We start from the raw sequence: 23,305 nt of genomic DNA, 5'->3' as shown, positions 1-23,305 counted from the left end.
ACAATCTGTGTTTAAGGAGACGCCAGCCTGCAAACAATAAAGTTGAAAATGTGTATTTCCCTACCACTTTTGTGTATAGTCATTTTTTATGAAAACCTACACCAAAATCCTGCTTCCGACCCTCCCGCTTGTGTTTTTCTTTCTGGCGACAACCATTGTGATCACTTACCATTTTTCTCAGAAAGCCCTTCTTGATCTTGGGGATATCTGGCTTTCCACGCAGTTAAAGATGGCCATGGAAATAATTCGGGAACAAGAAAAAATTCTTCATGACTACGGCCTGGAAAGCGTCCCGGCCGGCATTGCCAAGGCAAAACAGGACGCAACAGCCCGTATCCGGAACATCGCCATCGGGAATACAGGATTTGTTTTTATAATGGATCGCAGCGGAGCTATTATCTCCCATCCCAATAAATACCTTAATGATACGGACCTGAGTCGAGAAGAATGGTTTTCTTCTCTGACAGATCAGGGGGGCAGAAAAATTATTGACCTCTCAGGGGAGCGCCTCCTTGTTCGATTTGGGTATTTTACACCCTGGAAATGGTACGTTCTGGCGGTGGATCCCACAGATGAGGTGTTCGGCGGCATCAATCGGATTCAGCCCTATCTGTATGGATTGTTTATTTCAATCGCCATTATCATCTCCCTGGTTTTGATGTTTTTTACCGCACGCCTGACCCGTCCGATCAAGGCGCTTCTTTTAGGCACCCAGGCCTTTGGCAAAGGCAACCTTGACACCAGAATCGATATTGAGTCCGATGATGAATTCGGTCTTTTGGCAAAAGAATTCAACCGGATGGCATTCAGACTCCAGGACAGTTTATACGCATTAAAACAGAATGAAGAGCATTTCAGAGCGTTAATTGAAAATGCCACCGATATGATATGGATTCTTGACCGGGAAAGGGTTTTCCGCTATGTAAGCCCGTCTACATTCCGGATTCTTGGATATCAGCCCAAAGCACTTATAGGCCGTTGTGCTCAGGAGTTGATACATCCCCAGGAAAAAGAGGAATTAATCGAAATATTCACACTCAGGCCAGACTCTTTGGTCCAGACACATCCAACAGTCATACGGTTCAAACACGAGGCCAATGACTGGCGCACGCTTGAATGTATTTCCAAAAATCTCATGGATCACCCCACCATCAAAGGGATGGTTATTAACCTAAGAGATATCACTAAACGCAAACAGGCGGAACAAGCCCTGAAACGGTACCAGCAGGAATTGGAAAACCGGGTACAAAAACGTACCAGAGAACTTCAAACAGCCAACAAAGCCTTGAACAACGAAATCCAAATCCGCAGACAAAAAGAAAATGAACTGGAACGGGCAAACCGGGTAAAAAGTGAATTTCTGGCCAATGTCAGCCATGAAATCCGAACACCCTTGAACGCGATTCTTGGGTTCAGCGAACTTTTGGAAACAATGATCACTGAAAAGCAGCAGCTCAGTTACCTTTCAGCCATTAATACAGCCGGAAAAAACCTTGCCGGCCTGATCAACGACATACTTGACCTGTCCAAAATGGAGGCCGGCAAACTGAAAATTAACCGGAAACCGGTCCTCTTAAACTCATTGTTCAATGAAATATACAGACTGTTCAAAATAAAACTGAAAACAAAAAATCTGAACTTTTTGATTGAACTGCCCCAAAATGACACAAGCGCCCTGGCCCTGGATGAAATGCGTTTGCGCCAGGTCATTATCAATCTGGTGGGAAATGCCGTGAAATTCACCGAATTCGGCACAATATCCCTTAAAGCACAAATTCGTACAAACCCGCAAAATGAGGAAAATTGCGTAGATCTTATTATCCAGGTGGCAGATACAGGTATTGGTATTTGTGAAACCCAGCAGGATAAAATATTTGAGGCGTTTGAACAGGCCTCGGCCGGAACCAGCCGGAAATTCGGCGGCACGGGCCTCGGGCTGGCCATCTGCAAACAGCTTATAGAGCTTATGGGCGGAAATCTTTCCGTGTCAAGCAAACCGGAGCAAGGCAGTCTGTTTACCATCTTCATGCCGGGTGTTAAGCAATATCACACTGACATTCTTGCACCTGCACAAGCAAACAAATCAACTTGGGCCAGCATGAAGTTTGCCAAAGATCGGATTCTTATTGTGGATGACCAGTGGGAAATCCGGTTCATGCTCAGGGAAGTCCTGGAAAAAATCAATCTTGAAGTCATTGAAGCGGCAAACGGGCTCCAGGCGCTTGAGCATGCCAAAGCCCAGAAACCTGCGCTGATATTCATAGATCTGAAAATGCCTGAAACAAACGGTATGGAAACCGCAGCACGTTTGAAAGCAGACCACGACATTGCCCATATTCCCATATGTCTTATGACCGCCGGCATGACGCCATGGTCCGAAGATGAACTTGAATCCCGGGGATTTGCCTGTACTATTGCCAAGCCCATCGCCATAGACAGCCTGATGGCCGTTTTAACACGGTTCATCAAGCCGGTGTCTGATTCAGCTCAGAAAGCTGCTGCGCCAAGGCCCCTGGACACCCTGGACAAAGAGAGCCTGCCCGACCAATTCTTGGCCAGATTGCACAAGGATATTATCCCGCATATTCCACAAACCCAAAAAGCAATGAAAATATCCGATATCCAGCGATTTGCCGTAAGGATCACTGAAACCGGAAAAGCCTTTAACGTCGAAGAGTTCAAGACATTTGGAAAAGAGCTTTTCCAGCTATCTAAAACCTTTGACATTGAAAAGATCCAGACCTGCCTTGAATATTTTATCCAGACCATGAATCGGATAAGTCATATTTGAACGACTCGTTAGAGGCGCCGTCCAAACAGGGATTTGCCTTCAGGCATCAGTCCCTGCCGGGTGCAATAAGACTGCGAATCCACCCCCAAAACGTATTTCCTTTCAGGCACTCTTTTTCAGCAGCCGCCAGAACCATTGTCATCTTTTCCGTATCGCCGTACCGGTCTTTACGGGTGATGATTTCCCGGGCAGGATCAAGTTCCCGGATGACCCTGGCGGGGTTGCCTGCAGCCACAGTATTGGCCGGAATGTCGCAAGTGACAACAGCACCTGCGCCGATGATGGTATTTTCCCCAATGGTTACACCCTTGCACACAATGGCGGAATCTCCGATCCACACATTTTCGTTCAGCACCACCTTTGACCGAGTGGCAGGCGGCAACGATCTGTCGTAAATACCGTGCCAGTCTGAATCCGTAATATATGCGTTGCTGGCCAGCATACATGAGTCTGCAATACGAATGGAATTGGCCGCTGAAATCCGTACGCCCGGAGAAATCAGCACATGGTCCCCGATACGGATACCGTCAATATCTTTTTTTTCGGACCACACCGTCAGCCGGGTTCGTTTGTCCGGGCACCCCAGCAGGGTCACATGACTGCCGATGGAGATGGGGGCGCCGAACAATTCAATATACCAGGGTTTAATTATATAAGGGTGAGGTCCCAGGGAATTGAGCTGAGGAACAAGATAACGGCGGACATAAAAATCCTGGAGCCGGTACCAGGCCTGTTTAATATAATATGGGCGTTTATCGCTGATCATCGCTCAAAATTTAAACGTATAACCGTTCCAAGCATCATGATCAAACAAACGCGCCCCAGGGGTCAGGCCATACAGGGCATCGGCCGCCATCAACACCACGGCATTGGTCCAGGATATCTTATCCTCGGGCCAGACCACCATATCCGGATATGTGTAACCGCACCAGAAAGTTTGGTCATCAAACACCCGGTTGTGAATCCAGGAAAAAACGATCCCGGCCTTTTGCCGACGCCCCATGGCGTGAAGCGCAAGCACCAGCTCCGAGGTTTCTGCAATGGTCACCCAGGGCTGGTCGGACACACAGCGGCATCCCTGGCCCTCAATGACATATTTATGCCAATATCTGTCAATACGTGCATTGGCCCTCTCCGCCTGCAATGCCCCGGACAGTATTGGGTAAAACCAGTACATTGAAAATCTGGACTTGGACACGTTATAGGTAAAAATATTTTCCCTGATCGATCTGCCAAGCTTTTTAAGCGCATTCACCCATTCCGGACGGTCACGGCCCAGGATAGCGGCAATGGCCAGGGCACATTTCAGGCTCATGAATATGGAAGATGAGCCGGACAAAAGAGACATGGGGTCAACCTTTCCCACGGGGCTTTTTGCCCAGTAAATCTCTCCTGTGACCGCCTGAAGCTCTAAAGCAAACCCAACGCCCTTTGACATGATCGGCCAGAATTTTTCCAGATCAGCCGTATTCTCTTTTATCAAAAACTGATGAAACAGCCCCACGGCCAGATAACAGGCCATGTGGCTTTCAGTGGTCCGGTCCTCGGGAACCGAATCTATATAGGATGAATACCAGGAGCCATTTTCATTCTGCAGGGCGGCCAACCAGTCGAGGGCAGCCATTGCCTGGTCATGAAAACCGCCGATATTCAGACCCATGACGGACTCCACAAGATCCCAGGGGTCTGTTTTCCCCCCGATATGCCAGGGGATGTCCCCATTTTCCCTTTGAAGACCGGCAATCATACGGGCGACTGAGCCGGGGTTCAGAGACGAATCAGGGTGTAGCGTTGCATTTATCCGGTGCATTGACTCTCTTAAAAAATAATAATATCCTTTGTAAAAACAGGGCCAAAGTATCAAACCCGCATCTATTTTACAAGATTTATGCAAACAAAACTGAATGGTCCTTCAGATTGAGGAGAAAATCATGGTAAGAAAGATCAGAAAAGCAGCAGTCATCGGATCCGGAATCATGGGCGGCGGAATTGCCGCCCTTCTTGCCGGTGCCGGTGTTGACGTGCTGCTGCTGGACATTGTCCCTTTTGATTTAACTAACGAAGAAAAGAACGACCCTGCGGCGAGAAACCGCATTGTTCAGGCGGGCATGCAAGCAGCTCTGGCGACAAACCCCTCTTTATTTTACAGCAAAAAAGACGCCTCGCGCATCAGCACGGGAAACCTGGATGATGACATTGAAAAACTGTCTGAATGCGACTGGATTGTTGAAGTGGTCGTGGAAAACCTGAAAATCAAACGGGATCTGTTCAAAAAGGTCGCCAAAGTCAGAAAAGAAGGCACCATTGTTACCAGCAACACCTCCGGGATTCCCCTCAAGGATATGAGCCAAGGATTTGCCCAGGAGTTCAAAGAACACTTTATGGGCACCCATTTCTTCAACCCGGTCCGCTACATGCACCTGCTCGAACTTATTCCCGGCGCTGAGACCAAATCCGAGGTCATGGAGTTCCTTGCCCGGTTTGGCGAAAGAAACTTGGGCAAGGGTATTGTCTGGGCCAAGGATACCCCGAACTTTGTGGGCAACAGAATCGGCGTTCAGGGAATTGGCGCCTGTATCAAGTTCATGCATGAAGACAAAATGACCATCCCCGAAGTGGACGCCCTGTTCGGACCGGCCCTGGGCCGCCCCAAAACCGCGATTTTCAAAACCACGGACCTGGTTGGCATTGACACCATGAGCCATGTGGCCAAAAACTCCTATGACCTGTGTCCGGACGACGAGCAGCGCGATACACTTGTCCTGCCTGAATTCATCTCCACAATGGTCGATAAAAAAATGCTGGGCAACAAAACCCGGGGCGGTTTCTACAAAACAGAACTGACCCCGGAGTGGAAAAAACTGCGCAAGGTCCTCAATATTGATACCCTGGAATATGAAGACCTTGAAAGACCGACATTTCCCTGCCTGGACGAAGCCAGGAAAAAAGCCACCCTGAAAGAGAAACTGACCTGTGTACTCAAAGGCGACGACAAAGGCGCCCAATTTGCCTGGAAATGCCAGGCAAATGCCTTCCAGTACGCAGCCAACCGGGTGCCTGAAATTGCCGATAGCATCGTCGAAATCGATAACGCCATGAAATGGGGCTACAACTTTGAGATGGGACCCTTTGAAACCTGGGATGCCTATGGCGTTGAAGAAGCGGTTGAACGAATGAAAAATGAAGGTCTTGATGTCCCGGCCAATGTGACCCAGATGCTGGCCAAGGGCAAAAAATCTTTTTACAAACTTGAAAACGGTATCCGCTACTACTTTGATTTTTCGTCAGGCGAATACAAGGCCGTGCCGGTTTCTAAAAACATGGTTTCCATTGCTGCCGCAAAAGGCAACAACAAAACCGTTTTTCAAAATGCATCCACATCGCTGGTGGACATTGGAGATGAGGTTTTCTGCATTGAATTCCACACCAAGATGAATGCCATCAACGGCGAAATCGTTGACGCCATCGATAAAGCCCTTGACTATGTCGAAGAAAACGGTGCCGGCCTTGTTATCGGCAATGAAGCCGGCGGTATGCCCGGTGCATTTTCCGCCGGCGCGGACCTTTCTTTTGTATCCAAACTGTGCCACGAAAAAAAATATGCGGAAATTGATGCTTTCCTGGCAAAAGCCCAAGTTGGCATCCAGAAAGTCAAATACGCACCTTTCCCCGTTGTTGCCGCACCTTACGGAATGGTCCTAGGGGGTGGCTGCGAAACCTGCCTGGGCGCGGACCGCATCGTTGCCCATACCGAGCTATTCATGGGTCTGGTTGAAATCGGCGTGGGCCTGCTGCCTGCCGGCGGCGGCTGCATGAACCTGTGGAAAAAATATATGGATGCCCTGCCCGGCAGAACCGTTAAAGAGGTGGATCTGGCCAAATTCTTTGTCCAGGTATTCATGAAAATCGCCATAGCCGCCGTATCCATGTCAGCCGCCCAGGCCCGGGATAACGGGTTTCTCGGTCTTGCCGACCGGATCGTCATGAACCGTGACAACCTTGTGGGCGAAGCCAAGAAAGAAGTGCTTAAGATGGTGGATGACGGATATGTTCCCCCACTGAAAAAAAAGCTTAAAGTAATTGGCAATGCCGGTCAGGGCATGGTGAATGCTGAGATCTTCAACCTGCTTAACGGCAAATTTATGAGCGAATATGATGCTTTTCTGGCCAGACGCATTGCCTATGTCGTCAGCGGCGGGAATACCGGCGAGGGCAGCGAGATTGCTGAAGAAGCCATCCTCAAACTCGAACGTGAGGCATTTGTGGACTTCTGCAGGGAAGAAAAAACCATTGCCAGGATCGACCATATGCTGAAAACCGGGAAACCCCTTAGAAATTAGGAGAAATGAAAAATGAGAGAGGCATATATAATACAATCGGTACGGACCCCGGGCTGCAAGCAAAAGAAAGGGTTGTTCAGCCAGACCCGGCCCGAAGAGCTGATTTCCTTTATCATGAAGGAAGCCGTTGAAAGAACCCCCAACCTGAAACCCGAAGACATTGACGATGTCATGCTGGGCTGCGCGTTCCCCGAAGCGGAACAGGGACTTAACCTGGGCCGGATTGCGGCTAAAATGGCAGGCTTCCCGGACAAGGTATCCGGTGCCACGGTGAACCGGTTCTGTGCATCCGGCCTTGAAGCCATTGCCCTGGCCTCGGTGCGGATCTCTGCGGGCTGGTCGGAAATCTGCATTGGTGCGGGCTGCGAGTCCATGACATTTGTACCCATGGGCGGCAACGTTCCCCGGCCCCATCCTGAATATTGCCAAACCTATCCTGAAATGTATGTATCCATGGGGATCACCGCTGAAAACGTGGCCAGCCGATACAACATCTCCAGAGAAGATCAGGATATCTTTGCCGCGCGGTCCCAGACCAAGGCCATGGCAGCCAGAGACGGCGGAAAATTCACTGAAATTGTCCCTACCCCGGCCTACAGATATGTTGTACAGCCTGACGGCACATATAAAAAAGAATTTTTTATTGTTGAACATGACGACGGCATCCGGGCGTCTACACCGGAAGGGCTGGCCAAACTGGGGGCGGTGTTCAAAGTGAACGGTTCCGTGACTGCCGGTAACTCTTCCCAGACCACGGACGGGGCGGCAGCCACCATCGTCGCGTCCAGGGAAAAGTGTGAGGAACTTGGCCTCGCCCCCATTGCCAGGTTGCTTGGGTATACCACTGTGGGCTGCAAGGCGGACGAGATGGGCGTAGGTCCCAAATATGCCATCCCCAAAGTGCTTAAACAGGTGGGAATGACCATTGACGACATCGACATCTATGAAATCAATGAAGCCTTTGCCTCCCAGGCGTTGCATTGCATCCGGGAAACCGGCCTTGCAAAACACATGGATAAAATAAACATTCACGGCGGGGCCATCGCCCTTGGACATCCTTTGGGATGCACCGGCGCCAAATTGACCGCCACATGCATTGCCAATCTCAAGGAAGTCGGCGGCAAATATGGTATTGTTGCCATGTGTGTCGGCGGCGGCATGGGTGCCGCCGCCCTATTTGAAAAACGTTGAGCGTCAGCAACGCTTTTTTAACTCGTGAGTCGTAACTTTGGGAGGCAATATATCGACGTACTCCTTCCCTTAATGTTCCAAATTTGAGACCATGGGAGCACTTTCGACACGGTTCATTCAAGCTTTGGCAAAGCCGTTTCTGGATCTGGCACCAGCTTCTCCGGCAAAAGACCTGGTTTGAGCATTTTTTTCTTGAAACGGTACTTTTGAATTTCCCGTATTATCGCTCCTGGTCCCCGGACAGCAGCCAGATTCCATGGGTAGAAATATTGGTGACTTCAACTCCTGAAATGTTTTTGCCAAGCGGCTTTAAACTGCTCATAATTATCCTCGATTTTCAATGGCATTCCCGGCAGCGTTACCGCCTTGTTGAACCCGTCTGTCTGGAAGGTGGGCATAGCGTTTGGAGTATGGAAAATGTTTTGGGGTGAGAGGATGCAGGAAAAACTCTATCAGAAAATCATTAAAAAAACGGTTGAACTGCTTACATAGTGCTTACAAAAATGGCGGAAGCACATGGGAATCGAACCCACCCGCGAGGGTATCAGCCCCGCACATCGGATTTGAAGTCCGAGGGCCCCACCAGTGAGCCGCGTGCTTCCGTAGTCTTACATACAATACAAAATATACTTTTAGCTCATTGCTTGTCAATTTCTTTTAAAGGCCCAACAAATATGTGCGTTGCAGATATTCGGTTTTTCGTTCCGGCCTTAAATAATTTATTCGGTTCCTTCAAGTACCACTTCTTTGACCATGGGAAAAATTTCGTTCCAGGACGCACATCGAACCAAGTTGTCATGTCTGATGCACTCCCGGTTCCAGGGCTTGTGGATCAATGCCGTGGGTACCCCCATGTTCCGGGCTAGAAACAGGGCCATGTCCGGGGAATCTTCCACAGCCAGATCGTAAGCCATCATGGATAACTCCTCTTTTGAAATGGCCAGGCAGAGGTCATTTCCGGGGCGGTTGTACTTATCCACCATGATGAATCCCCTGAAAGGCACATCATTCATTTCAAGCCAGGCCAGAGTTGCTTCCTGGGTCGAGGTGGGACGGCCTGTTACAATATCAATGATGTGCCCCATATCAGTCCATGTCTTCAGGGTTTGAACCGCTCCTTCCACCGGCTTAAATCCCATAAGAAAATCAGGCTTATGAACCAGGTCAAAAAAATATTTGAACTCATCATCCGTCAACTGAAAACAATGTTTCAGATCAAAACCGGTCAGGTTTTCAAAAGAGACGGTTTTGCCGAACTCCTGGGCCACGACATCCGGATAGGTTTCTGTGGTCCTGGACACGACATCATCCACATCCACATATATGGTTTTGGGTTGAAAATAGTTCACCTGTCTGCCCTCTTTTATTGTGCATTCAACACGGCATTATTTCCCACAAAAGGCTTTTAGCAGAATATCAGGCGTTTTGCAAAATCAATTGTTTAAATACAGAAAAAGCGACCCAGGCCCTTCCTCCATAGAAAATTCAAGCTTGCCGAAATACCATAAACCTGATTGAATACGGCCATGAAACTTGAAAATATAAAAACACCTGATTTAAATATTCCTTTATTTGAAGCGGCGCCCGGCCAGTTCTGGTGCATTTTGGGCCAAAATCGATCCGGCATTGACTCTTTTTTCAGCCTGTTGTCCCTAGACCACGCAAAAATTCCGGATACTGAAATCTGTCTGCCCAAAGATATGGGGATTTTTTCCTTTGCCGGCCAGCAGGAGGTTTTTGAACAGGAACTCAAAAGTGATGATACCGATTTTATGGACCGTCTGGACCCGGGTACGCCGGCCCGGGCCTTTATTCATGATCCGGATCAATACACAGATATGATCTGCGCCTTTGGCATGGATCATCTCCTGGAGCAGGGGTATCGACAACTATCCACGGGCCAGACAAGAAAATTGCTGCTGCTGTCCAGGATATCTTCGGGCAGCCAATGGCTGTTGATACAGTCCCCTTTTGACGGCCTGGACAAGGCTGGCTGCAGGCAGCTTGATATGGCACTGGATCATTGCAGGGGGTGCGGAATGGGTATTCTGGTGTTTGTTTATGATCCCGGGGACATCCCCGCCGGCGCCACCCACATTGCGGTGATTGAAAATGGGCAGATGCCATTTAAGGGGTCTCGACAGGAGATATTGCCCAGGCTTTTTGAATTGCAGGGACAGGCGAATTTTTCAGCGGACATCAATGATCTGAAACCTGTAAAAAATACTTTTTCCGAAAATGCTCTCCCCGGAGAAGTGCCTCAGACAACGGAATTGGTCAGACTTGAAGACGGACATGCGAGTTATTCCGGCAAGCCGGTTTTTTCCCATCTTAACCTGTGCGTAGCCCCGGGCGACCATACCTTGATTTCAGGTCCTAATGGCTGCGGCAAATCAACCCTGCTGCAGGTGATTACAGGCGACCATCCCGCATGTTACCGGAACAGCTTGTGGCTGTTTGGCATTCGTCGGGGTACCGGGGAGTCCATCTGGGATCTGAAAAAAAGGATGGGCATTGTCAGCACGGATTTTCATCGTAACTACCGGGTGGCCGGAAGCGTCCTGGATTGTGTGATGTCCGGTCTTTATGACACCATTGGTATATACCGGCGGCCAGGGCCTGAAGACGAAAAAAAAGCCATGGCCTGGCTGGAACGTACCAGTCTGAGGGATAAGGCAGGCTCCCCATTCCGTACCCTTTCCTATGCAGACCAGCGACTGGCGCTTATTGCCAGGGCTCTGATAAAATTACCCGATCTTCTGGTTTTGGACGAACCTACCCACGGGCTGGACCGCGCCAACCGCAATGCGGTCCTGGATTTTTTAGGTCAGGTGGCAATGGAAAAATTAAGCACCATTTTATATGTCAGCCACAGGGAGGATGAATTCAGGGACTTTTTTGTCTCCCACATTCGAATGGGAAATTAAGGGACATACCTCTTGTCTTGTGCGTTGCCTGTTGGATGGTCATAACAGGTTCACTCAACACTCAATATACAGGCTCATTTTCTTGTTTTTTTCCAAACATCTGTGGTAATAATTGGTCAGATCTTTTCAAGTCTCTTAGTCCCTTAATTCGGTAACATTAAAAAAAGGACAAAAAAATGAACAAAAAAGTGATTACAACTTGTCTTGCTGCCTGCAGTCTCATTGCAGGCCTGTCGTTGATCCCGGTATCCGGCATAATGGCCCAGGATAACGGTCGCCCTGAACTGACCCTGAATGGCGGGAGCAAGGGGCCGATTCCCTTTAAACATCAACTTCACCAGACCATTGTTAAGGATTGCGCCGTTTGTCACAAGGATTTCGGAAAAAAACCGGGTACTTTGGATGAGGCAAAAAAAATAGGTGCGCTTAGACCACAACAGGTGATGACTAAGACCTGTATTGCGTGCCATAAAGCAAAAAAGAGAATCGGAGAAAAATCCGGTCCTACCAGTTGCAGCGGCTGCCACTCCTGACAGGATTGCCGAACATACAACCCCAACCTTGAAAGGAGAGTGACCAATGAAATCCACAAAATTTTTCATTATTGTACTGTCAGCTCTTTTAGCTCTTTTTTTTACTGTTCCGGCGTTTGCGGATTCGTACACCAATACGATTAATGTGTTTAAGAGGGCCGAAGCGGTTCAGCCCTTTTTTGACAGCTGCTATGGATATGCGGTATTTCCGATAGTGGGCAAGGCCGGCATTTTTGTCGGAGGCGCCTATGGTCAAGGCCGGGTTTATCAGGATGATCTGATCACCGGTACTGCCACCATTACAAAAATAACCCTTGGTTTTCAGCTGGGTGGGCAGGCTTTTTCCGAAATTATCTTTTTCCAGGACAAACGGGCCTATGATGAATTTACCGACGGATCATATGAGTTTGATGCCTCAGTTTCAGCCGTAGTGGTCACTGCAGGGGCCCAGGCCAAGGCCGGCAGTGACGGTGGAAGCGCCGGGGCCAGTGCCGGTCCGGCAACTGGAATACAGGCAAACACAGGATATTACAAAGGTATGGCTGTATTTATCCACGCCAAAGCCGGTCTGATGTATGAGGCCGCTATTGGCGGGCAGATATTTGACGTCACCCTTTTTAAATAAAGGTTTGTCTACATAACGATAGAAACAAGCACAGCTCAAGTGATGGCATGTTCATCGCTACTTGGGCAATCCGGAGAAACCCCAAGTCTTAGAGGTATGGCCAACAGCCTTGACATTAGCCATGCCGCCGTGGCACAGACCCTGAAATTGCTTGAAACCAAAGGGTATATCCGCAGACTGGGTCGATACAGCAGAAACATTGTTATTCTGGATAAGCCCGGCGCGATGAATGCGGAACATCGCAAAAAGGTTGTCCCCATTGTAGGTCGGATCACAGCCGGACTACCCATCTATGCGACCCGGGAGTGGGACGGAAGCCTTATGGTGGATGACGCCCTGTTTCCCGGCGATAACCTGTTTGCCTTGAAGATCCAGGGGCAGTCCATGAAAAATGCGGGTATCCTTGACCGGGACATTGCAATCTGCAGACCCCGGCAGTATGCCGTGGACAGGGAAATCGTGGTGGCACTGATCAATGGAGAGGAAGCCACGGTCAAGCGTTTTTTTCTGCACCCCGACCACATTGAACTGCGCGCGGAAAACCCTGCTTTTCGTCCTCAAACCTATGGTTTTGACGATGTTATGATTCAGGGCAAGGTGATTGGCATCATCCGCTCTGCCCAGGTTATGGACGAGGAATAAACCGGTGGACAGACTGTATGCAGGTACCAGCGGCTACGCTTATTCGGAATGGGTCGCCGAAGGGGTTTACCCGACCGGCACCCACGCTGCCGGTATGCTGTCGGCCTATGCAGAAATGTTTAAGGCCACGGAACTTAACTACACCTGGTACCAGATGCCCAAAGCCCGATCCCTGGAGCGGATGGCAGCCCAGGTCCCCCGGGGATTCAAATTCAGCGTTAAGCTTACCCGCACCATGACCCATGAAGTGGACAAAACCGCCTGGATTCGGGAAGTATTGACGTTCCGTCAGGGCATTGCCCCGCTGGAAGCGGCAAGCTGTCTTTTGTGCATACTGGTCCAGCTGCCGCCTTATTTCTCGCGCACTCCGGAACGGAGAATTTACCTGGCAGCCTTGCTGGATGAGCTTTCAGGTCTGCCGGTGGCCGTTGAATTCCGGCACTCCTCCTGGGTCCATGACAAGGTGTTTTATGAGTTTGAACGGCGGGCCGTCACCTTGGTGACCGTGGACGGCCCGGACCTGCCCGGCTTCTTCCCAAGACTGGATATTGTTACCAATCCCCGGCTTTTCTACCTGCGGCTGCACGGCAGGAACAGCCAGGGGTGGGGCTCCGGCAACATGCAGAAACAATTTGACTACAATTACAGTAACGCCGAGCTAAAGTCTGTTGTCGCAACCATATCCAACACCCTTGGCCCTGCCGCAGACACAGGTGCCGTTTTTTTCAACAATCACGTCAGGGGGCAGGCGCCAAATAACTGCCGACAGTTGATCAACATGCTTAGGAGCCGGTCTTAAATAACTTGCTTATTTTGCTAAATCCTCCCGGGTTAAGTTATTTCGGTCACATGCCTTAACCGTCAGCCAGGCGTGTCGCATATAACAAAAGATCACAATTATGTAGTTTCATGTTCCGCCTATTTTTTTCAAAATTTATAATAGCCCCCACATCCAGTTCGAAATTTGAGATATATAGAAATACTTAAGGCGTGTTGGTAAAAAACAACATTTTTGTACCATAGTTTGATGTTTAATTCGACATTTTTGTGGATTAATAAAAATTTCCTATTTTTCAAGATATTTTGTAAGAAACAAAATCTGATATTTTTTCTTTTAATTTCAATATATTGCCCTAGATCGATCACTCGGTAAAATATATTTGGTATAACATTTGCTAATTGTTAAGAACAAATTTGTTGATTGATAAGTGGTTGCAAAAAAAATTATTCTTTTGGGAATTAACCATTATCTTATTTAACCAGAAATGAGGAAAATATGATGTTCAAACACTGTATACTTACCATTGTCTTGATCATGTTCAATGTATGCCCGGCCCTGGCCGGAGAAGGCACCATTGATACCGGAAACACCGCATGGGTAATCATGTCCACGGCCCTTGTCATGATGATGACGCCGGCCGGCTTGGCCCTGTTCTATGGCGGTATGTCACGATATAAAAATCTGCTGAACACCATTGCCATGACGCTTGTGGCCTATTGTCTGGCATCTGTGGTTTGGGTGGCCTGGGGATATTCGCTGGCCTTTGGAGAAAGCGACTCTCTTCTTATCGGCAATCTGAGTCATCTGTTTTTATCCGGCATTGACATTCATTCTGTATCAGGTTCCATTCCCACCATAATTTTTGTTCTGTTCCAGATGACTTTTGCTTGCATTTCCATTGCCATCGTGCTGGGTTCTGTGGTCGACAGAATGAAATTTTCTTCCTGGATACTGTTTACCATCCTGTGGATTACATTTGTTTATACACCTGTATGCAACTGGGCATGGGGCGGGGGGTGGATGCATCACCTACATGCCCTGGATTTTGCCGGAGGTAACGTTGTTCACATCAATGCCGGTGTATCAGGCCTGGTGCTGGCACTGGTCTTAGGCAAACGCAATGGCTATGGAAAAGAAGCCATGATTCCTTCCTCTGTTGCGTTTACTGCACTGGGTGCCGGGCTTCTGTGGTTTGGCTGGTTTGGTTTTAATGCGGGCAGTGAACTCGCGGCCGATGGCGTGGCAGCATCCGCATTTATGGTCACCAACACGGCAGCATCTATTGCAGGACTTGCCTGGTTGTTCACTGAGTGGAAGATATCAGGGAAGCCCACGGTTCTCGGACTTGCCTCCGGTGCGGTTGCGGGTTTAGTGGGTATCACACCGGCAGCAGGATTTGTCTCCCTTGGTGGCGCATTTGCCATTGGCACAGTTGCCGGTGTTTTAGGATATATAGGCGTAGCCGTAATCAAACAGAAACTTGGGTATGACGACTCCCTTGACGCCTTCGGCATCCATGGACTTTGCGGTATCTGGGGGGCCCTGGCCACAGGTCTTTTTGCCACACCGACAGTTACGGAAGGAGCGGTCGGGCTTTTTTACGGTAATCCAAAACAATTGGGGATCCAGCTTATTTCCGTCATCGGCACCGCAGCCTTTGCGGCGATTGCCACTCTGATCGTAATATATATTACCAAAACACTCACCGGCGGAATCAGGGTGGACCCGGATGAAGAGCGGTCCGGTCTTGATAATGCCATCCACGGTGAACGCGGTTTTGAAATTGAATAAAATTGAATAGGATCACGGGTAAACCATAACATCGTCCTGAACCCATCCCCAAGATGCTAAAGCCCCCAAATTTTTCTTTTCGGGGCTTTAGCTTTCAACATCTTTTAAAAAAGTGTTGACAGAAGCTTAATTTTTGTTTAAATCCAATACCTCATGAGCCCAGGTAGCTCAGTCGGTAGAGCAGGGGACTGAAAATCCCCGTGTCAGCAGTTCAATTCTGTTCCTGGGCACCATTTATATATGAGTACGTCCCCATCGTCTAGCCCGGTCCAGGACACAGGCCTTTCACGCCTGCGACAGGGGTTCGAATCCCCTTGGGGACGCCACTTTTACCCCAGTAAAAGAAACCGAGATGCCTTTGAGTAGCAACAACCTACTCCAGGGCTTTTTCGGTTTTTGGGTTTTGGGACTTATTTTGATTTCCTGAAACAGGTTGTTAAACACCATCCGAAGTTTTTCCGGTGATGCGTATTTTATTTCCTGGGACAGATTGTTGATAACTTCCCTGATGTCATCCTTTGATATTTCGGATACCTGGCTTTCTGCTTTTTCAGCCGCTATGTTCTGCTCAAGGTCTGCCTTCTTTTCATTTAATATTTTCAATTCAGCTGCCAGCTCACCTTCATCAATGAGGTTTTTCATGTGAAGGGCAATCAGTTTCTTCCGTTGATCCGCGACATCCTCTAATTGTTTGGTTATGGCCGTGAGCCTGGAGGTATCGACCGTTGAAAACCGCTGGTGTATTTTGTCAATGACCCGTTGAAGGGTACCCACTTTTAATACCACCTGTGTCAACAAGGCTATCAGCACCTGCTCTATCTTGCCCTGGGCGATGCCGTTGTTTACACATCTGGAACCGATTACACTTTTTGAATTACACCGGTAATAACCACTGTCGCCGGTGAAATTGGAGCCACAGACATCGCATTTCAATATCCCGGTGAGGGGGTAGGTTTTGGTGTTATATGGGCTGTCCCTCAATCCTTTTTCTTTGTTGTTCATGATTATCTGGGCAATTTTTTCGCTGACTAACGGCTCATGAGTATTTTCGGTGATAACCCATTCTTCACGGTCGCGGAATTTTTTGCCTTCCTTGTATCCATCCGACTTGCCGTTTTTCTTCAATCTTTCGTTGTGCCGGTTGAAAACGGTATGACCAAGGTAGGTGTCGATATTGTCTTCCATAGATTTGGCCGTTGATACCGCCCAGTGAGATGACCCTGCTGGAGTAGGCACTCCTCGCCTATGAAAATCCGTCAAGATGGCTCGCCTCGGCTCATTCTTGGCCCGTCTCTCAAAGTATTCCCAAGCAAATGGAGCCGTTTCCGGGTCCGGGGTTAGTTTGGTCTTGGTAATGGTGTCCCCGTTGCGGTGTTGGCCGATTGTGATGTTTTCAAGTTGGTATCCAAACGGGGCTTGACCACCAGCCCGGTATCCGTTTCTGACGTTTTGCTTCATGCTGGCGACGCCCTTAACCTTGCTCTGCTGTGAATGGATGTAGTCCATGGCTGACATGATTTGTTCGAAGGCTTCATCCATAAAACTGCCGGTGTGAGGCATGTCTTTGAATACGACCTCTATGCCATGCTTTTTCCTCAACTGCCACAGGAGAACATTCTTTTCGGTGCTGTCCCGCCCAAATCGGCTGGTGTCCTTACACAAGATGGTTTTGAACGGGGGATTGGCAGAAGTCGCCTGGCCGACCATATCATCAAATTGCGGTCGGATGTCCCTGGTTGATGATAGGGCCTTGTCTTCAAAAATGTGTATCTGGTTGTATCCCTTGGAAATGGCATATTCTTGTAGCTCTGCTCTTTGTGCCTCACAGGATACATCATGCCGATCCTTACTGGACCTGACATAAATGGCTATCCCTTTGATGTCTTGTTCTATTGTCATAGGTTCGCTCCTTTAATATGGATGCCACCACATCTTCAAACAATGGGGTGGCATATTTCATTTTATTTTATTGTTCCTGGTCTGCCCTGGTTTTATTTTTGAGGATTGATACGACCAGTTCAATTATCATTTCCTCAATTAATTCTTTGAATTCTTCATCTGGTTTTTTTCCCATTAAATTTTCACCCCACACTTCTCAATTTCCCCGAGGCCTTTCCTCGGGATTGTGGAGTTTTCTTCTCCGCCCAGTTTAACGAGATGGGTGCTCGGGTGTGGAGTTTACTGGGGCATAAAAACAAAAAACCCCTGACCATAAGTTTTCAAATCAGGGGGCGGATTGGCTTTGACAGCCAGCACGTACAGCTGTGGCGTACGATTTCAATCCTGGCGGTAGCAATTATTTTCGTACCGCGCTTCCTGACCTGTGGCAGGTAATTTTGTGCCTGCCGTTAACTTATGGACAAGGGTTGGCTTGCCCTGGGGCGTATCCTGATGTTCGTGGATACAGATTTTATACTGTTTTGAAAGATTTTCGGACCGTAATTTGGTCCCGACACTGAAAAGGTCTTTCTGGGTTTTCAACCGAAAATAGGACAATAATTATTAAATTCAATTTGTCAATATTGTTTGCCTTAACAAACAGAATTGAGGTATTTTATTAGCCTGGCCAAAAGTACACATTCGGGATATGTCAGAAATGCGTTTTCATACGTATGAAAACCGTTTTTTAATCTGCGGAAAGAGGAAGTGTCCGTATACGGACGGTTTAATTCCGAACTTGATAATTCCCCCGGAAATCGGTAAAAGTCCCTCCGACAAAAATTACTGACAGGAGTAGCTTATGAACAAACTTGAACTGATCCAGGTGCTTAAAGACAAAACCAAATTGAACAAGCAGGAAGCCAGCGAGGTGGTGAGGCTGTTCTTCGACAGTCTCACCGAAGCTATGATCAACGGGGACCGAATTGAAATTCGGGGATTTTGTTCTTTCTTCATCAAGGAATACGCTGGCTACACCGGCAGAAATCCTAAAACAGGGAAAACGGTCCAGGTGCCTGCCAAAAAATTGCCCTTCTTCAAGCCGGGTAAAGAGTTGAAGGATAGGGTCGATTGTTAAAATGGCAGTTGAAATATACCCTTCATCATTCCGATGCGATCGTGGCCAGGAATTAGATTTTTTTGAAAGCACAATCAAAGAAATGAAACAAATGAGCAAAAACAAACGGGTCCGTTTAGGCGAGGACGGCCATACGGTTATTTTTTACAAAGGGGAAGCTATAGAAATCCTATGCCCGAAATTAAAGAAGTGTAAAATCACAGGTATTGAATAAGGACACCAAAGTTTCGTACCACCTCCCGAAGCAGATACCCGTTTCCACCGATTTGGTCAGGGCTGAAAACCGTTTTTAATCTGCGGAAAGTGGAGTGTCCGCACGTAAGGACACTTCCTTTCTATTATGCCTTTAATTCCAATTCTTCCATTTTTTCGGGAAGTACCGTTTCTCTTTCTTTGACACACCGGGCTTAAATCCCAGGATTTTTTCATACTCTTCCAGCATCTGCTGTCTCAACTTTCCCTCGTATTGCTGGGGCACAATAAAACTGTCGTGAACAGGCAGGGCTGGAATATTTTCGGCCATCAGGTTGGTCAAAATGGCATCCGCAATCCTGCTGTCGAGGTTTTGGAGTTCAATGCCTTTACCGGATGCTACGTCATCAGAAATGTCAGGATGAGCCAGTTTTGCCCGGGCTATAAGGCTCTTTAATGCCTTGTCTTTCAAGATGTCTTCTCTGTATCCTTCATCCACCAGTTTTTTCCTGATACCCTGGATGGCCTTGGCTTCTGTTGTGGCATTGATCGCCGTGAGCAGGGCTATTTTCTTGATTGAGCGGTCTTCCGGGCCAACAATCATGTCGTAAGGGTCCTGGGCCAAATCAATGTCTATGCCCCTTAAATGGTAAAGCATGACCACATGAAGGGCATCATAATCAAGCTCAACAACGGGCTCGCCATTGATGCGGATAAATCCGCGCATGTGGCCGGGAATATCAAGGTGGGAAGCACCATAAAATCGGCCACCATTCTTGAAAGAGGAGTTGTTGAATACCCTGTGGCAAGCTTCATATTTCAACCTGAAAACCAATTCCGCAATCCCAAGTTTACCAAGACGGCTCCGGGACCGGTAAGCTTGCCTGATTTGTTTGTCATCCCAACCCCGCTTGATGCCTGTATTCAGGAACAATAACCAGTTCAAAAAATACTCCATCAGCTCATCATTTGAAATCATAAGAGCCTTGTCTATCAATGGTTTTGGCTGTTTCTCCTTAGTGCTGGATAGGTGTATAAGAGTTTGAATATGGGAAAGAAGAGTACTGGTGGATGAAGAAGAAGTACTGGTTGTGGTGTTGATGGATGGTGGTGCTGGTGTATGGGTACTGGTGATGGTAGATGAAGAAGTGCTGGGAACACTACAGGGAACAAGGATGTACTTTGGATTAGTGCTATCTTCTTGATTAATGTACACGATATGATAGTGCTCCGTTCCAGTGTCTGTGATGTTAAGTTCCTGATTTAATTTCAACCCCGCAAGTGTATAACTCGCATTTAACAGCCCATTCAGTAAATTGTGGCACCAGAACTCGTTATCCGTTGCCACCTCTTCTGTCAGATTTACGGTGATATACTGCTCTTGGATAAATTCATTGTATTGCTCCAGGCGTTTTCTTGTTAAGACAATCGGTTTCGTTGGTGTATAACTTACTAATTTTTTACTACTATCCTTTAACTGGATGACCTGTTCTGGTTCAGCCCGTTCAATGGATTTGTGATTTCTGGTCGCAGGTACCATGAAAAACCGAGAACGAAGTCTATCAGATGCCCAGATTTTGGTTTGATATCCGGTCTTTTTTTCTTTATCCCAGTACCCATTCAGATGTTCGACATAGCCAAGTTCAATGAGGCCGTCGATAATCGGTATCAGGCGGTCATATTTCAGCCAGATTTGGCCATACATACGGTGATGCCCGTAATCATTTTTATTTCTGGATATGCGGACACAGTCCTTTGTCCGTTCGGCATGAATGAGATTGAGGATAACTTTTTTCAAAGCTTCCCTGGCACGGCTTCTGTTGCTGATTTTTTTGATGCTTGAAATTTCGTCCAAAATCTCGTCGATTAGGTTCTGGATGTCAGTATCAGGGGTGGTGAGGTGTACATTGATATGGTTTGATTTTCTGTAAATTGGTATAAACATAAATATTTTTCCTCCAATCAGGATAGGCAGGGGGGTGTGATTGGACATCCCCCAATTAAGGAGCTACCACCTAAATTTTTTTATACTTTTTGGGATAACCTGCCCCGAGGACGGAGCAGGCTTCCTGTGCTAATTTTTCCGCTGTGGTGGAAACGGAAATGTCGATTTCTGTGGGTCTGTGGTTTGTTTCAATGTCTGGTCTAATTTGTACAGATTGTAGGCCAGCACAGAGACCTGGCAATTGTCCAACCGCTTGTCGTAAAGCATACAGGCGGTCGTTACACATTCTGACTGCGAAAACGGGCATTGATAACTTTCCATGTTATTCATCTTCTCGGTTCTCCTTTCCCTGGTCTATTTCCGCATATGCCTTGCTCGCGGCAATAGGCAGAGTGAACCCCTGGTTTTTGTATTTGGCAAAAATATTGATTTGCCTGATGTGCTCGGGGGAGTAATAGCGGTATTGAATGGCACCGCATCGAACCTTAAAGGGCTCGCTGATAAAGCCTTTGGCTTCATATTCTCGGAGTTGTTTTTGGCTCAACCCTGTCTCGGTGCTGGCATCTGAAATTGAAACTGAATTCTTCATGAAAAAATCCTCCTTTGATTTAATGTTGGGAAAAAAACATTCCCTTACTTATTAGAAAGGTTAGTTTATTCCCCGAGGGGGAGGATAAAGGGCGGGAAAGGAAAGGTGGGGAGGATGTTTATTCTTCGGGATCTTCGTCTGTTTCGAGTTCGGCCTCAAGGCGGCGGCGTTCTCTTTCTTCTTCGGCCAGTTCTTCGCCCATGGCACCTGCTAATCCAATGTCATCCCAGTCCAGGAAAAAATCACACATTTTTATCACCTCCATTCTTGTTGAGTCCGTACTTCGCTTCAATGGCCAGACGGCAAGTGGGACAAATGCCATGGCTTATCATGACCCCGTCCTTTGCCAAAACTTGGAAGTTTTTCGTTGCGGGAAAACCCGTCTCCGAAATAAAGGCACCGCACCAGGCACAAATTGTTTTAATTTTCATAAGCTGTTCTCCTTTCATCAGGCCACCTTTTGATTGTTTTCAATGCCGTCAGCACGGCCATGGAGGATAAGGTTCATAATTTTTTCGCAGTCGGACAGCACCCGCAGACAAGCTTTTTCAGGACTCATCTTTACCTTTTGTGCGTAATGGCTGATGTAGCGAAAACTGTTGCCCGTGGTGTCTTCAATGCTTTTTCCGGCAATGCGGGAAAGGGCCTGGGCTGACAGCTCGGCTGTGATCTCCTGGAACGGGTCCTGACCTGGCTTCAATTCACCTTTGATGATGTAATCCGCCGTGTGGGACAGTTCATGAAAGAATGTTTTTTCCGAAGGTGTAGCAAGGGCAATTTCTTTGCGGGCGGGAGAAAAATAGCCGTAATATCTGTAATTCCCAGGGACGGCCTTAACATCTATGCCCCAGTCATAGGCTCGTTGGATAAAGGGCAACTCGGGTAGCTCAATGCTCTGATAATCCAGAGGCTCGCCCTCTGTATCCTCAACCCGAAATACAGGCATTGCCTTGAATGTGGTTAAAACCTGTCCCTCTTCCTGGGTGTTTTCATCAACCTGTTTACGGAAACACGGCACCAGAATATAAACGGCCTTGGCTCCTTTCTTCACATGACGATTTACGGCCTTCCACTGGTTAAAGCCTCTGGCATCAGCGGTTCCTGAAAGGAACTGTATGGTGCGGTTTGTGAACGACCACTGGGTGCTGGGGATATCGGGAATAGGGAAGCTGGCTACGGCTACAGCATCGGGGATGTCTCCACTTTCAAAAGCTGAAACGATTGACTGTAAAACGGCTTGGATGTTCTGGTTCATGATAACCTCCTGATTAATTAAATGGTGTGGGTATGGGATTGTGTGGATTTAATAGCCGCACTGGGAACAGGTGATGACAGGCTCTTTGCCGTTGCGGATCGTGATGTCATTCCCGAAAAAATGGCCGAAAGTGATATGATGTCCGCAATCAAGGCGGAATTTCTGGCCTTCAAGCGACTTGATAATCTTTCTCAATGCTTCGGTGTTCTGGTATGCTTCTTTCTGTTGTCTGGTCATGGGGTCCTCCAAAATAAAAAAGCCACCAAAGAGCAGATGCCCTCTGATGGCTTTGGATTAAATGTTTATGTGTTCAGGTGTAGACGATGCGGCACTTGTCCATGCTGATTTCCCAAGGGCTTATTTCATCGCTTGAAGAAAAACCTTGGTTGAGCCACAGGCCTCCATTGAAAATTTGGGGATGGTGGAGCTGGTCAAAGTCTATGAACAAATCGGCGATATACTGCCACAGCCCCCGCCCCACGACAGGATAACCTTCCAGTCTCTCGATCCGTTCCCAATCCGGGACAATCAGTTTGTAAATGTCGACAAGGGCAGAGCTTTGGTGTTCTGCCTGTTCAAATATCTCTTGGAGTCGGCTTTGGAGTTTTTTATTGGTGGTGATACCCTGGTTAGCCAGGTGCCTTTGACACTGTTTTTCAATCAATTTTGTTGTGATTGTTTCCATTG

22 protein-coding genes and 3 tRNA genes are annotated in these 23,305 nt (G+C 47.9%); 13 read left to right on the top strand and 12 right to left on the bottom strand.

The window, feature by feature from the left end:
- Positions 1–88: 88 nt before the first annotated feature.
- Positions 89–2,791 carry an ATP-binding protein gene (locus DESPODRAFT_RS03765; RefSeq protein WP_004071453.1) on the top strand — a complete coding sequence of 901 codons (2,703 nt, stop codon included), beginning with the start codon at positions 89–91 and terminating at the stop codon, positions 2,789–2,791.
- Positions 2,792–2,837: 46 nt separating this feature from the next.
- Here the strand turns inward: DESPODRAFT_RS03765 and DESPODRAFT_RS03760 are convergent, their stop codons facing one another.
- Both DESPODRAFT_RS03760 and DESPODRAFT_RS03755 read right to left on the bottom strand, forming a co-directional pair.
- The gene (locus DESPODRAFT_RS03760; protein WP_004071452.1) at positions 2,838–3,557 is read right to left on the bottom strand and encodes an acyltransferase; all 720 of its coding nucleotides are present in this window, start codon (positions 3,555–3,557) and stop codon (positions 2,838–2,840) included.
- Positions 3,558–3,560: 3 nt separating this feature from the next.
- Entirely contained in the window at positions 3,561–4,601 is a 1,041-nt protein-coding gene (locus DESPODRAFT_RS03755) for a hypothetical protein (RefSeq protein ID WP_004071451.1), read from the bottom strand.
- A 121-nt stretch (positions 4,602–4,722) separates the two neighbouring features.
- Between DESPODRAFT_RS03755 and DESPODRAFT_RS03750 the strand changes: the two genes are divergently transcribed.
- A complete protein-coding gene (locus DESPODRAFT_RS03750; protein WP_004071450.1) occupies positions 4,723–7,131 on the top strand; it encodes a 3-hydroxyacyl-CoA dehydrogenase/enoyl-CoA hydratase family protein in 2,409 nt (802 codons plus the stop codon).
- Positions 7,132–7,143: 12 nt separating this feature from the next.
- On the top strand, positions 7,144–8,322 hold the full coding sequence (locus DESPODRAFT_RS03745) for a thiolase family protein (RefSeq protein WP_004071448.1): 1,179 nt from the start codon (positions 7,144–7,146) through the stop codon (positions 8,320–8,322).
- Between the two features lie 504 nt (positions 8,323–8,826).
- On the opposite strand, the gene DESPODRAFT_RS03740 is transcribed toward DESPODRAFT_RS03745, so the two are convergent.
- Both DESPODRAFT_RS03740 and DESPODRAFT_RS03735 read right to left on the bottom strand, forming a co-directional pair.
- Positions 8,827–8,924, bottom strand: a tRNA-Sec gene (locus DESPODRAFT_RS03740).
- Between the two features lie 117 nt (positions 8,925–9,041).
- On the bottom strand, positions 9,042–9,671 hold the full coding sequence (locus DESPODRAFT_RS03735; RefSeq protein ID WP_004071444.1) for a 5' nucleotidase, NT5C type: 630 nt from the start codon (positions 9,669–9,671) through the stop codon (positions 9,042–9,044).
- Positions 9,672–9,848: 177 nt separating this feature from the next.
- On the opposite strand from DESPODRAFT_RS03735, the gene DESPODRAFT_RS03730 reads away from it, so the two are divergent.
- The 8 genes from DESPODRAFT_RS03730 to DESPODRAFT_RS03695 all read left to right on the top strand — a co-directional run bounded on the left by DESPODRAFT_RS03730 (position 9,849) and on the right by DESPODRAFT_RS03695 (position 15,947).
- Positions 9,849–11,249 carry an ATP-binding cassette domain-containing protein gene (locus DESPODRAFT_RS03730; protein ID WP_004071442.1) on the top strand — a complete coding sequence of 467 codons (1,401 nt, stop codon included), beginning with the start codon at positions 9,849–9,851 and terminating at the stop codon, positions 11,247–11,249.
- A 176-nt stretch (positions 11,250–11,425) separates the two neighbouring features.
- Positions 11,426–11,782, top strand: coding sequence for a cytochrome c3 family protein (locus DESPODRAFT_RS03725; protein ID WP_004071433.1), 357 nt, complete (start codon positions 11,426–11,428; stop codon positions 11,780–11,782).
- A gap of 46 nt (positions 11,783–11,828) precedes the next feature.
- Positions 11,829–12,407 (top strand): lipid-binding SYLF domain-containing protein, encoded by a 579-nt coding sequence (locus tag DESPODRAFT_RS03720; protein WP_004071431.1) that lies wholly within the window; start codon positions 11,829–11,831, stop codon positions 12,405–12,407.
- Between the two features lie 42 nt (positions 12,408–12,449).
- Positions 12,450–13,049: a transcriptional repressor LexA gene (lexA, locus tag DESPODRAFT_RS03715; RefSeq protein WP_004071429.1), complete on the top strand. Its 600-nt coding sequence runs from the start codon at positions 12,450–12,452 to the stop codon at positions 13,047–13,049.
- 4 nt (positions 13,050–13,053) lie between these two features.
- Positions 13,054–13,848 (top strand): DUF72 domain-containing protein, encoded by a 795-nt coding sequence (locus DESPODRAFT_RS03710; RefSeq protein ID WP_004071427.1) that lies wholly within the window; start codon positions 13,054–13,056, stop codon positions 13,846–13,848.
- A gap of 477 nt (positions 13,849–14,325) precedes the next feature.
- On the top strand, positions 14,326–15,621 hold the full coding sequence (locus DESPODRAFT_RS03705; protein WP_004071425.1) for an ammonium transporter: 1,296 nt from the start codon (positions 14,326–14,328) through the stop codon (positions 15,619–15,621).
- Positions 15,622–15,778: 157 nt separating this feature from the next.
- Positions 15,779–15,854: transfer RNA gene (locus DESPODRAFT_RS03700), tRNA-Phe, on the top strand.
- A 15-nt stretch (positions 15,855–15,869) separates the two neighbouring features.
- Positions 15,870–15,947, top strand: a tRNA-Glu gene (locus DESPODRAFT_RS03695).
- Here DESPODRAFT_RS03695 and DESPODRAFT_RS21680 read toward each other — a convergent pair.
- Positions 15,907–17,520, bottom strand: coding sequence for a recombinase family protein (locus DESPODRAFT_RS21680; protein WP_353740116.1), 1,614 nt, complete (start codon positions 17,518–17,520; stop codon positions 15,907–15,909). The two genes, DESPODRAFT_RS03695 and DESPODRAFT_RS21680, sit on opposite strands and share 41 nt — an antisense overlap.
- An 841-nt stretch (positions 17,521–18,361) precedes the next feature.
- Between DESPODRAFT_RS21680 and DESPODRAFT_RS03675 the strand changes: the two genes are divergently transcribed.
- The gene (locus DESPODRAFT_RS03675) at positions 18,362–18,637 is read left to right on the top strand and encodes an HU family DNA-binding protein (RefSeq protein WP_004071424.1); all 276 of its coding nucleotides are present in this window, start codon (positions 18,362–18,364) and stop codon (positions 18,635–18,637) included.
- A 91-nt stretch (positions 18,638–18,728) separates the two neighbouring features.
- Positions 18,729–18,851: a hypothetical protein gene (locus DESPODRAFT_RS21415; protein WP_280985107.1), complete on the top strand. Its 123-nt coding sequence runs from the start codon at positions 18,729–18,731 to the stop codon at positions 18,849–18,851.
- Between the two features lie 132 nt (positions 18,852–18,983).
- Here the strand turns inward: DESPODRAFT_RS21415 and DESPODRAFT_RS20870 are convergent, their stop codons facing one another.
- From DESPODRAFT_RS20870 to DESPODRAFT_RS03635, 7 genes are all read right to left on the bottom strand, one after another.
- Positions 18,984–20,774, bottom strand: a complete 1,791-nt coding sequence (locus DESPODRAFT_RS20870) for a hypothetical protein (RefSeq protein WP_004071422.1) — start codon at positions 20,772–20,774, stop codon at positions 18,984–18,986.
- A gap of 322 nt (positions 20,775–21,096) precedes the next feature.
- Positions 21,097–21,363 (bottom strand): helix-turn-helix domain-containing protein, encoded by a 267-nt coding sequence (locus DESPODRAFT_RS03655; RefSeq protein ID WP_004071420.1) that lies wholly within the window; start codon positions 21,361–21,363, stop codon positions 21,097–21,099.
- Positions 21,364–21,481: 118 nt separating this feature from the next.
- Complete coding sequence (locus DESPODRAFT_RS21410) at positions 21,482–21,613, bottom strand: hypothetical protein (protein ID WP_004071419.1); 132 nt, start codon at positions 21,611–21,613, stop codon at positions 21,482–21,484.
- Positions 21,606–21,812, bottom strand: coding sequence for a hypothetical protein (locus DESPODRAFT_RS03650; RefSeq protein WP_004071417.1), 207 nt, complete (start codon positions 21,810–21,812; stop codon positions 21,606–21,608). The genes DESPODRAFT_RS21410 and DESPODRAFT_RS03650 overlap by 8 nt, the downstream gene beginning before the upstream one ends.
- Positions 21,812–22,618 carry an ArdC-like ssDNA-binding domain-containing protein gene (locus DESPODRAFT_RS03645; RefSeq protein ID WP_004071415.1) on the bottom strand — a complete coding sequence of 269 codons (807 nt, stop codon included), beginning with the start codon at positions 22,616–22,618 and terminating at the stop codon, positions 21,812–21,814. Before DESPODRAFT_RS03645 ends, DESPODRAFT_RS03650 begins: the two co-directional genes overlap by 1 nt.
- A gap of 48 nt (positions 22,619–22,666) precedes the next feature.
- Positions 22,667–22,855 carry a hypothetical protein gene (locus DESPODRAFT_RS03640; protein ID WP_004071412.1) on the bottom strand — a complete coding sequence of 63 codons (189 nt, stop codon included), beginning with the start codon at positions 22,853–22,855 and terminating at the stop codon, positions 22,667–22,669.
- Positions 22,856–22,928: 73 nt separating this feature from the next.
- On the bottom strand, positions 22,929–23,303 hold the full coding sequence (locus tag DESPODRAFT_RS03635) for a hypothetical protein (RefSeq protein WP_004071410.1): 375 nt from the start codon (positions 23,301–23,303) through the stop codon (positions 22,929–22,931).
- Positions 23,304–23,305: the final 2 nt, after the last annotated feature.

Source organism: Desulfobacter postgatei 2ac9 (assembly GCF_000233695.2).
GTDB lineage: Bacteria > Desulfobacterota > Desulfobacteria > Desulfobacterales > Desulfobacteraceae > Desulfobacter > Desulfobacter postgatei.
The sequence above is the reverse complement of the archived record's forward strand: the minus strand, read 5'-3'. Positions and strand labels throughout refer to the sequence as shown.